Source organism: Candidatus Sarmatiella mevalonica (genome assembly GCF_016751895.1).
Lineage (GTDB): Bacteria > Pseudomonadota > Alphaproteobacteria > Rickettsiales > Rickettsiaceae > Sarmatiella > Sarmatiella mevalonica.
On the sequence record NZ_JACVVM010000043.1, the window covers coordinates 1 to 11117 of the forward strand.

The 11117-nt window shown below is 38.5% G+C and carries 9 protein-coding genes; 7 read left to right on the top strand and 2 right to left on the bottom strand.

The features are described from left to right. The coding region (locus Sarmat_RS04255; RefSeq protein ID WP_202149584.1) for a transposase at nucleotides 1-358 on the top strand (358 nt) is incomplete at its 5' end. Between the two features lie 573 nt (nucleotides 359-931). Here the strand turns inward: Sarmat_RS04255 and Sarmat_RS04260 are convergent. After that, nucleotides 932-3205: an AAA family ATPase gene (locus tag Sarmat_RS04260; protein WP_202149585.1), complete on the bottom strand. Its 2274-nt coding sequence runs from the start codon at nucleotides 3203-3205 to the stop codon at nucleotides 932-934. Between the two features lie 84 nt (nucleotides 3206-3289). On the opposite strand from Sarmat_RS04260, the gene Sarmat_RS04265 reads away from it, so the two are divergent. The 6 genes from Sarmat_RS04265 (at nucleotide 3290) to Sarmat_RS04290 (ending at nucleotide 10580) form a co-directional block, all read left to right on the top strand. Further along, nucleotides 3290-4264: an RMD1 family protein gene (locus tag Sarmat_RS04265; RefSeq protein WP_244127138.1), complete on the top strand. Its 975-nt coding sequence runs from the start codon at nucleotides 3290-3292 to the stop codon at nucleotides 4262-4264. Nucleotides 4265-4276: 12 nt separating this feature from the next. Next, nucleotides 4277-5848 carry a lysine--tRNA ligase gene (locus Sarmat_RS04270; protein ID WP_202149586.1) on the top strand — a complete coding sequence of 524 codons (1572 nt, stop codon included), beginning with the start codon at nucleotides 4277-4279 and terminating at the stop codon, nucleotides 5846-5848. Between the two features lie 8 nt (nucleotides 5849-5856). Next, a complete protein-coding gene (locus Sarmat_RS04275; RefSeq protein ID WP_202149587.1) occupies nucleotides 5857-6771 on the top strand; it encodes an ABC transporter ATP-binding protein in 915 nt (304 codons plus the stop codon). A 27-nt stretch (nucleotides 6772-6798) separates the two neighbouring features. Further along, nucleotides 6799-8172: a replicative DNA helicase gene (dnaB, locus tag Sarmat_RS04280; RefSeq protein WP_202149588.1), complete on the top strand. Its 1374-nt coding sequence runs from the start codon at nucleotides 6799-6801 to the stop codon at nucleotides 8170-8172. Nucleotides 8173-8207: 35 nt separating this feature from the next. Beyond that, nucleotides 8208-9815 (top strand): apolipoprotein N-acyltransferase, encoded by a 1608-nt coding sequence (gene lnt / locus Sarmat_RS04285; RefSeq protein ID WP_202149589.1) that lies wholly within the window; start codon nucleotides 8208-8210, stop codon nucleotides 9813-9815. A gap of 216 nt (nucleotides 9816-10031) precedes the next feature. Then, nucleotides 10032-10580: a helix-turn-helix domain-containing protein gene (locus tag Sarmat_RS04290; protein WP_202149590.1), complete on the top strand. Its 549-nt coding sequence runs from the start codon at nucleotides 10032-10034 to the stop codon at nucleotides 10578-10580. Nucleotides 10581-10912: 332 nt separating this feature from the next. Here the strand turns inward: Sarmat_RS04290 and Sarmat_RS06725 are convergent. Next, a partial coding sequence (locus Sarmat_RS06725) for a hypothetical protein (RefSeq protein WP_207187038.1) occupies nucleotides 10913-11117 on the bottom strand: 205 nt, incomplete at its 5' end.

Genomic DNA, 11117 nt, shown 5'->3' on the forward strand with positions numbered 1-11117 from the left:
ATCCGGGCTAATTAATAAAGTGGCTGTAACTCCTGCTAATATTACGGATGCTAAAGGTATGGCGCATGTTCTGCCTAATGGTGGAGCTACATATGCTGACAAAGGTTATTGCGTTGCTCCCGCCAGGATAGCAGCGGCTCGTAAGGGAGTTCATCTATGCGCTATTAAGAAAAACAATATGAAGGAAAAGAATTTTGATCTCGACCGCTATTATACTTACATTAGATCTCCTTTCGAAAGGGTGTTTGTTCAGGATAATAAACGACTGCGATATGTAGGAATAGCAAAAAATCAATTTGCTGAATTTATGAATGCAATCTGTTTTAATTTAAAGAGTTTAACCGTCCTTGCTGCATAAAACAGGTAAAAATACATCTATTTAGGCTTATAACAAAACTAAAACAGCTAAAAATGAGATTAATTTCTGATTTGACTAAAAAAGATTAATTTCTGATTTGACTAAAAAACTATGCAGTTTTTAATAGCAAAATCCTTATAAAATCACTCAAACAAAAATTTTAACTACAAAATACAAAATTTTCTAAAATCTCATCTTACAACGGTCCCCTCATAGATATCGCAATAAGCGTAGGGACTACAATCTAAAGTTTAATATTGTTGCTGGAATTGTTAATTTCAAAAATGATTTCGTTAATAAATTACTTGCCGCTTGATGCTAAAATAGACCTCTTTCGAAACTCGCTCAATTAAGAGCAAATGCGAGGAGTATACGAAGCACAGAGCCGCAGCGTACATGAAGTACGTGAGGACTTGCGCATCGACAGCGTCGCCACAGTTGCCATCAGGAGTAGAGTTAGGAAAGAGGTCTAATGCCATGTCTCTTTGCCTAATGTAAAGTGGTTTACTATACTTCTTGCATTTGCTCATCATGAGACAGTTTGGAGGTGATGGGCTCTAATTTACCACCTCCTTATAATGCCTCTTTATAAAGCGCCGTCTTCGCTCTAGCATTCGATGATTTAAATGTAAATAATATCTTTTGTTTTTGATCACAATGGATAGACACGCCACCGCCCTTTTTCAATTTCCCAAAAAGCATTTCATCAACAATCTTTTGCTTTAGTTTAGAATTAATAATTCTGTCTAGGGCGCGCAAACCATCCACACTTTCATTACAATAATTCGTCAAGAACTCCGCGATACTCTTGTTGCATGTGAGATGTATATTTTTCTCTTTTAACTGATCACTCAAACGTTCAATCTTCTTCTGCACGATTTTATGTAAACTCTCTCCATCTAATGCGCCAAAAAATATCACTCCATCCAATTTATTTCGCATGTCTGAGCTAATGATGTTTTTAATGAAGTCTTGAGTATAGAGTTTAGTGTCACTTTCACGTTTTTTATTAAATCCTAAAGTGCCTTTACAATCAGTATCTGTGTTCACAGTTAAAATTATGATAGTGTGCCGAAAATTAATAACTTTGCCAGTATTATCTGTTAATTTCCCTTCGTCTAAAATTTGCACCAAAATATTGAGTATTTCCGGGCTCGCCTTAGACACATCATCAAACAATATAATTGAGTAAGGATTTTTATCAATCGCCTCCGTTAAATACCCCCCTTGCTCGAAACCAGTATAACCAGGCGGGCTACCTAAGAGTTTAGAGATAGTATGTTTTTCTGAATATTCCGCCATATCTATATGCAACAGATGCATGTGCATGGTATCTGCAAGAATTCGACCCAGCTCGCGCTTACCCACACCATTAGGCCCTGCAAAAAGATAGGTGCCTGTGGGTTTAGCGTTTCTTTTAAGACCGGTCCATGAAAGTTTTATACTGTTACATAACTCCTTAATCGCCTCTCCCTGTCCAAAGATATTCTGTTTTAACTTCTCTTCTAAGGAAGCCAAATGCTCTATGTCATTTTTGTCTAGGCTAATACCAGGTATATTTAGATGGGCGGACACAGTTTGTTCTATATCTTGTTTACTAATTTTATTATCATTATGCGCTGCGATTCGCTTGCGCGCACCCGATTCGTCCATCAAATCTATAGCCTTATCTGGCAAGTGCCTGTCGTGAATATATCGTTCCGACAGAAGTACGGCAGCCTCTATAGCCTCCTTAGTATAAACTACTCCATGATATTGCTCATAGTAACTCTTTAAACCATTCAAAATATGCACTGTAGATTTCACATCCGGCTCCGACACTAACAGTTTTTGAAAGCGTCGCGTAAGAGCCATGTCTTTCTCGAAATATCTGTGATACTCCTTAAATGTAGTAGAGCCAATACACCTAATTTCCCCACGAGCTAAAGCGGGTTTAAGGAGGTTGCTGGCATCCAGCCCCCCAGACATAGTAGAGCCTGCACCAATAAGCATGTGGATCTCATCTATAAATAAAATTATTTTTGGCAGGTTTTTAGTGGCAGTAATTAGTTTGTTAATTCTCTCTTCAAAATCACCCCTATACTTTGCACCAGCCACAAGCCGCCCTATGTCTAGAGAATAGATAACGTAACCCTTTAATGACTCTGGAATGTTGTTATTTACTATCATATAGGCTAACCCCTCTGCAATGGCTGTTTTGCCTACCCCTGGGTCTCCTACCAATATTACGTTGTTTTTGCGTCGTCTACATAAAATTTCTATCATTCTATTCACTTCGCTCTCCCGTCCAATCAGCAAATCTACCTGCCCATCTTTCACATGGTTATTTAGATTATTGCAAAATTGTTCTAGTACGGCATGATGAGTATTGCTATCACACTTCGCATCCCTTTCTGTTTTCATAGATATTTGTTTGCTTGTATTTTTGCTATATTGAATGTTGCGAATAAGCGAGGCCCTAGTTACACCAAACTCCCGCAATATTTTGGAGCAATAGGAGTCTGTATCTTCTAATAACTCCAGTAACATCGCGCCTATTGTGGAGTAATTCTGATAAGCATCGTCTTTGCCTCGCATTATCACTTTATGCATGATAGACTGAAACTCAGCGCTGGTTTTTGGGTGGGTATTGACAGATACTGAAAATGTGTTAGAATGATTCATGTGTTCGTGTAATCGCTCCACCATCTTCTCAAGATCTACCTTTACAGCCGTTAGGATCGAGATTGCTTCCGTGTTACAGCATAACGCAAGCAGTAGGTGCTCGCATTTAATGTATTCATGCCCATAGTTTGCTGCAATAGCAAACGTATCGTGTAGTACAGACTCAGTGTTTCTGTTGATCATAGCTCCATCTTTCTTTTCAATTTCACTCCTGCTTACAATTATAATTATACCTGATTTATAACCTAAAAACAAACGAAGAATATCATGAATACTCTATCTCAATGCTTGTTATGTTGCTGCGCCTATTCATATAACATAGAGCGAATTGTTGCCTTTTTAGAGAAAAATAACAAAGATTTTATTAAACCTTCTGCTAAACTCCCTCATGATGAGCAATCTGAGGAGCATACGAAGCACAAAACGCCCGACATGCATCAGGTACGTGAGGATTCACAAATTATAGCAACAACGCAGTGGCCATCAGGAGTAGAGTTTGGAGGAGAGTATATTAATTTTGAAGATGCTCTATATACTCGTGTGCGCATTGAAAATCGAGAGATCGATTTATTTCTATTTTCCTTTGGGTGCTTTGTCGCATGGAATGCATCTTCTGACCTTTTACCAAAAATCATGAATATCTTTCAAGATTTTGGCGTCAATATCTTATCTAAAGCAATAAATGATTTTGTTTATTTTGACTATTCTCAGTCTCAAGAACTCACGATTAATGAAGAGAAGAACGCTATTTTTTTACAAGATCAAACTGTTTTTCTCAAACTCTCAATTTCTTATGCGCTAGCTCAATCCGTTAAACTCACATATCTAGAGCAATCAGTGAAACAGATGCTAGAAAGCACAAACCCGATCAGAGAGACTTTAGCTGCAACTGGCAGAGTCAACCTATCCAAACAGGAACTTTCTAAGCAAATAGGTTCATTGTTTAATGAGCGTTATTCTATTAATCTACATAGTGATATTTTAGATACGCCTGAATTTTTCTGGCGCAAACCTAGTTATGAACCATTATATTTGATGACCGCGCGCTTTCAGGATATTGAGGTACGGCATGACATCTTGAATCATAGATTAGATATGATTCATGATCTTTACTCGATTTTATCAAATGAGCTAAACTATAAGCACTCTACTCGCCTAGAGGTAACGGTGGTTTTTTTAGAAATAGTTGTTGTACTTCTCATTGCTTTAGAGGTAGTATTAGGCGTGTTGAGAATGAAATAGAATTAAGAAAAAATGCAAATAGATTTAAACAACATCGAGCAAGTATTACACAACTCTAATGCATGGCCGTTTATTGAGGCTAAGCGCATTTTAGACTCAATCAAGAACAAAAAAAATCAAAAAGGCTATATATTGTTCGAAACTGGCTATGGCCCATCTGGTTTGCCACATATAGGCACTTTCACAGAAGTTGCGCGCACAACAATGGTGCGCAAGGCTTTTGAAAAGATAAGCGACATACCAACAAAGCTCATCTGTTTTTCCGATGATATGGATGGCCTGCGCAAAGTGCCGCTGGATATACCAAACTCAGCAATGCTGCAAGACAACCTAAATCGCCCTCTCAGCGCCATTCCTGATCCATTCGAGCAGGAGGAAAGTTATGCCGCATATATGAATAAAAAATTATGCTCCTTCTTGGATAGGTTTGAGTTTGACTATCAGTTTATTAGCGCAACAGATTACTATAAATCGGGTAAATTTGATGAAATGATGATGCTGGTGTTAGAAAGATACGAGCAAATTATGGATCTGATGCTACCAACTCTGCGCGACGAAAGGCGCAAGACTTACTCGCCATTCATGCCTATTTCATCTACTGGGCATGTGCTGCAGGTGGCTATAGATAGAATAGACAAGGAACAGGGGTTAGTGTATTACACACTTGATGGCAGAGAGGAATGTTCATCTGTTAAGGGTGGCAAGTGCAAACTGCAATGGAAACCAGACTTTGGCATGCGCTGGGCTCATCTAGATGTAGACTATGAAATGTATGGAAAGGATCACTTACCAAATGGTAAGATTTATTCCAGCGTGTGTCGCATTTTAGGCGGAGTAGAGCCGGTACAGTTATTTTATGAATTATTTCTAGACGAGGATAGCAGCAAGATCTCTAAATCTAAAGGAAAGGGTATTGGCGTTGATGATTGGCTTAGATATGCGCCTTTAGAAAGTTTGGCGCTCTTTATACACGCATCTCCCTCTAAACCTAAACGATTGCATTTTGATGTTATTCCTAAGAGTGTTGATGAATATTTAGCGTGGAATAAAAAATATCACCAGCAAGATCTGGCACAACAACTGGTGAATCCACTGTATTATGTGCATGATGGGAAGGTGCCGAACATTGATATTGGTGGAATTAATTTTAATCTATTGTTAAACTTGGTGTCGGTATGTAATACAAACTCCAAAGAAGTGCTTTTGAAATTCTTAGAGCGATATGTTTCAAACGCCACCTACTCTGCTTTTCTAGATAGATTGCTAGATTGTGCAATCAACTATTACACAGATTTTGTAGAAAAAAAGAAAAAATACCTTTCACCTAATCAACAACAAAAGCTGTTGCTAGAGGAAATTGCTACTTATTTAGCAAATATTCAGAGCAGCGATGTGGAGGCGGACGAGATTCAGACTAAAATATATGAAATAGGCAAAAACGCGCAATATGAAAATTTAAGAGATTATTTTAAAGATCTCTATCAAATCTTGCTAGGGCAAGAAGAGGGGCCGAGATTAGGTTCTTTCATTAAGCTATTTGGTATAGAGCAAACCTTAGATTTAATTAAGCAAAAAAATCAATAGTTAAGTGTATGACGGCTGCAATTTCAATTACTGATCTAAAAAAAATTTATACCACTTCTGCTAAAGTAGCCATAAACGGTCTTAGTTTACAAGTAAATCAAGGCGTTGTGCTTGGTTTGCTTGGCTGCAATGGCGCTGGCAAGTCTACTCTCATCAACATCATAGCCAACACTGTTAAAAAGACCAGCGGCAAGATAGAAATTATGGGTTTTGATGTCGACCAACACCCTAAAACAGCCAGGCGCGCAATTGGCGTGGTGCCTCAAGAAATAGCTGTAGATAATTTTTTGTCATTAAATAAAACATTGCGCTTTACAGCTGGCTATTATGGTTTAAAGGTTGATGACGCTTATATCGAAAAAATATTAGATAGCGTTTCGTTGCTCGAACAACAGCATTTAACTGCGCGCTCTTTGTCTGGCGGCATGAAGCGGAGGTTCTTGATGGCGAAGGCGATGGTGCATGACCCTGCGGTATTGATATTAGATGAACCAACTGCTGGTGTTGACTTAAATTTGCGCCACAAAATATGGGCGCATATTCGTAAGCTTAAAGAGGCGGGTAAAACAGTTGTTATCACCACGCATAATCTAGAAGAGGTGGAGGAATTATGCGACGAGATAGCTTTCTTGCGCATGGGTCAAATAGTTAAGCAAGACAAAACAGAACAAATACTTAAGCACAGCCAAGCGCGATACTTAGAAGTGGAGTTTGAGAGTAATTTAACCATCCCGGACCTGCTTAAAACCTTGCAGCTATGGGAGACGGTTTCATCTAATAAGATGAGGGTTGAAATTACAGATAATCAGACTCTTATGTCTATATTGCAAGCAGCCAGCACCTGTTCGGTGCCAATAAAAAACATTCGTACCGACAGAACTTCGTTAGTGGATGTGTTTAACCAAGTGCTTATGAATAACTAATTGACCATTGTTTAATAGAACACTGATGTGAGCGAGAATCGAGAATTATTTAATATTGAAATTGAAAAAATGCTTCTAGGTTGCTTAATTAGCAATCCTATGCATTTAGATAAGCTGCTAGCAATTAACTTCTCTCCGGAAATCTTTTATGATAATTTGCATAAAAAGATTTATGAATCAATTATTATCTTGCAGGATAGAGGTTTTAATTGCGACGTAACGCTTTTGAGCGAGTTATTAAAGAAAGATGAATTGTTTAATTACTATGGTTCAGACAACTATCTAAAAGACCTCCTGCTAAACTCCGCGCTCATCCCCAATCCCTATTCCTACGCTCTAACTCTGCAAGATTTATCTATTAAACGTAATTTGGTTACTGTTACTCAGGATATTATTAGCCAAGTATACAACTCAAACTTAGAGCACAAAGGCACGCAATATCTAGAGTATGCCGAAAATGCAATATATCAGCTCGCTTCCAGCGGCATGGTGGAAAGGGGGTTTTATGCTCTAGATGAGATAGTAGATTCCGCCCTCACCACGATTGACAAAGCACGTCTTTCGTCTGGTATAACCGGCGTGACTTCTGGTCTTATGGACATAGACAACATTCTGTGTGGCTTTCAAAGATCAGACCTTATTATCATCGCTGCTCGCCCCTCTATGGGTAAAACCGCCTTCGCAATCAATCTTGCATTAAATGCCGCCAAGAGCCTGGAAAATAGCCAGGGCTCCGTTGGTTTTTTCTCTTTGGAAATGTCGGCTGAGCAAATAGCCACTAGAATACTTTCTATAGAATCTATGCTAGACTCTCACTCGCTCAAATCTGGATTGAAACAGGAGGGATATAATATTTTAAGTAAAGTTGCTTCTAATATTAAACACTTAAATCTTTTTATTGATGATACCCCTGCTATTTCTATAGCAACTTTGAGGAGCAGGGCGAGAAAGCTGAAGAGGCAAAATAATTTGGCTATTTTATTTATAGACTATCTGCAGCTCTTGCGAGGCGCGAAAAACTACGATAATAGGGTGCTGGAAATTTCAGAAATTACCCAGGGATTAAAGGCGTTAGCAAAAGAATTGAATATCCCTGTTGTGGCATTAGCGCAACTTTCAAGGGCGGTGGAGCAGAGAGAAGACAAGCGCCCGCTGCTCTCAGACCTGCGCGAGTCTGGCTCTATTGAGCAAGATGCTGATATAGTAATGTTTATTTATAGAGCTTTTTATTATATGCAGCGTAATAAAGAGATGAGCGAGGCGGAGAAGGATCAAATTAGAAATCTGGCCGAGATTATTATTGCTAAAAACCGTAATGGCTCTACTAGCACTGTTGATCTATTTTATAATCCTGCCTATTCTAAGTTTCAAAACCTCAATAAACACCATCTTGAGGCTTAGATCCGCCTTAAGTTGCATCAACTAAAATGCCAAAGATGTTCAACGCTTCATTACCATACCCTCACCGCAGCACTCGGCAAATACGCCTTAACATTATTGCCGCGTTACTTGTTAATGCTCTATGCGGCTCTATGCTAGCTTTGGCGTTAGCGCCATATCATCATTTATGCTTTTTATTCGTCATTAGTATACTGTCTTACTATACACAAAAGGCGGTAACCAAGCATCTAGCTCTAGCATATGGTTTTTGTTTTGGCTTCGGATATTTTTTGTGTGGCCTGTCTTGGATTACATCTGCCCTAGAGGTAAGAGGTGGTTTTGATTGGCTCAAACCCTGGGTACTGCTGGGCATACCATCCTTACTAGCATGCTTTATAGCTGCCCCTGTTTTCATCGCCTGGCATGTAAAAGAGAGTAAAGCTTACTACTGGAGCTTTGCATATCTCTGGGCTTTATTTGAGTGGATTAGATCCGTTGCATTACATCTTCTACCCTGGAACCTTATTTCTTATAGTTTTGGTGAAAACCTATTGCTGATTCAAGGATTTTCGTTGCTAGGCCCAATAGGTATGAGTTTTTTTGTAGTTTATTTGTCAAATCTACCATTATATCTAAATAAAACGACTGTTTACCGATGCGTAGTCTTATCTTTATGCATTATGGTTGTTTATGGTTATTTGAGATGTGCATTACATCCAAACGTGAATATTGTGGACACTAGAATTGATGGCGAACCAGTGCATGCCATCAATTCCACCAATACCACAGATCAAGGTAATGGCGTGAAAATAAAACTGGTGCAGCCTAATATTCCAATTTCTGATAATTTCGTTGAAGATGAGTTATATAAAAATATCCTTAAACAGACAAAGCTCTCGCGCGGCCTAGATGCCGACATTATCATTTGGCCCGAATCAGCAATAGCTATAGATCATAGACTGCCAATTGCGCAGCGCTATTTGCGCTCCCTTGGTTTAGAGCAGGTTCTAATAGCTGGGGGCGACCTAGACAATGCTCTGCACTACCTCCACCCAAACTTTAAAATATATAATTCTATGTATATCTTGGTTGGTGGGCGTATGGTTGCTCAATACAATAAAGTGAATTTGGTGCCGTTTGGTGAATATATTCCGTTTAAGGCGCTATTGTCCTTTTTTACCAAAGTGGCGCGTGGTATGATTGATTTTCAACCTGGTGCACCGGTTCTTTTTCACATCCATCATCCTATCCTGAACAATTCACCATTTAAAATACAACCGGTGATTTGTTATGAAATCTCGTTTTTCGATTATATAGCAAAATACAGAAGAGGCGTAAACTGTATCATTAATATTACGAATGATGCATGGTTTGGAAAAACTTCTGGTCCTTATCAACATTTTATTTTGGCAAAAATTAGGGCTGTTGAGCACGCAATTCCTGTCTTGAGAGTAGCTAATAGTGGCATTTCTGGTGTGATAGATCCATTGGGGAGGGTAGTTGCTATGTTGCCAATAAATTACATTGGCGTCATAGATACTCAACTTATACCGCATGCAACAGGCGATACGCCTTATAGTTTTCTTGGTGATTGGGTTTTTGCAACTCTTGCGTGTTTTTATTTGCTTTTACATATCATAAATAAACAAGACGTTGTGCATTAGTAGTTTGACTATGTAGCATTTTTATGTTACAACTACTACCTATGAGTGTTCTGTCCAATGAATAAAATAATCTTTTTGTCAGATTTCGGGCTTTTTGCTATCCTCGAAAGAAATCATTAAGAAACAGAGTTGCAAAAATCTCAAAGTCTACTTGGCTCCAGAACTGCTTAATACGTCTAAGTTTAGTAATTCGCTTATTTTTTTGAGTACATTTGTATGAGTAACAATAGCCAAGAGTATGCTTCAGATTATGAATTTGATTTTGAAACTGAAGACAAGAAAGAAAAAAGGATACGGGCAGGTGGGAAGGGTAAAGCCAGCTCTATAGATGAATTAATTAGTAGAAGAGTTAAAACATTGCGTTTAATGTCTGGTTTAAACCAAGAAAAATTGGGCGAAGCACTCGGCGTTAGCACGCAGCAAGTGCAAAAGTATGAAAAGGGCACAAACCGCATTTCTAGCGGTAGGTTATTTTATATCGCTCAGATTCTAAATGTGCCAGTAAGTTACTTTTTTGAGGAAATCGATAGAGGAATATCTTATGGCATGCAAGACTTTAATCTTGATAGCAGAGTAGCCGAAGAAGAGGAGGGTTTTCTTGCGCATGCAATTAGCGATGATGCATCTGATAGTGATGCGCGAGCCAGCGATAAAGAAGTGATAGAGTGCGTGCGCACCTTTAGCTCCATCCCATCTCGTAGAATACGTAAAAAACTACTGGATTTGATGAGGTCTATGGTGCGTGATACCGAAAATGCCACGTAGGTCGCAAGGAAGTAGAAGAGGCGTTAGACCTCTTTTCGAAACTCGCTCATGATGAGTAAATTAAACCCATCGCAATCTCTGCTCCTTCATGGCAACTACCTTGTCATCGTCAAGATTAGACGACTTCTTGTAAAATTTTTTGACCTTCATATTTTCTATCATAGTACCCTACATTCTTTAAGGAAAGGCTTTACTATGATGGTTTGAAGTAGTACATATCGTTTATTTTTTGTGACAAAAATGCATAATATACTACTTCAAGCCTTCAAGCGCTATCATCTCATATAACCAGCAATAAATTCTGATGATGTATAATATACTACTTCAAGCGCTTACATTAAACCTTTCTTGGAAAAAATCAAGGATAAGACCTCTTGCGTAAGTATATAGAATTGGAAATTACTTACAGGGAGGGGTTGATATTTTTTATAAAGCGTGTATAGAACTTGATTTTTAACCAACAAGAGACTATACACAATGATAAGATACAGTAAAATTGCTAAACATCCAAGAGTTTTTTTAAGATTATTTGGCATG

Bases quoted from the DNA above. Each gene is read 5' to 3' on its own strand.
- Sarmat_RS04290 (WP_202149590.1), top strand. From the start codon at position 10,032: ATGAGTAACAATAGCCAAGAGTATGCTTCAGATTATGAATTTGATTTT.
- Sarmat_RS04265 (WP_244127138.1), top strand. From the start codon at position 3,290: ATGAATACTCTATCTCAATGCTTGTTATGTTGCTGCGCCTATTCATAT.
- Sarmat_RS04260 (WP_202149585.1), bottom strand. From the start codon at position 3,205: ATGATCAACAGAAACACTGAGTCTGTACTACACGATACGTTTGCTATT.
- lnt (WP_202149589.1), top strand. From the start codon at position 8,208: ATGTTCAACGCTTCATTACCATACCCTCACCGCAGCACTCGGCAAATA.
- Sarmat_RS04275 (WP_202149587.1), top strand. From the start codon at position 5,857: ATGACGGCTGCAATTTCAATTACTGATCTAAAAAAAATTTATACCACT.
- Sarmat_RS04270 (WP_202149586.1), top strand. From the start codon at position 4,277: ATGCAAATAGATTTAAACAACATCGAGCAAGTATTACACAACTCTAAT.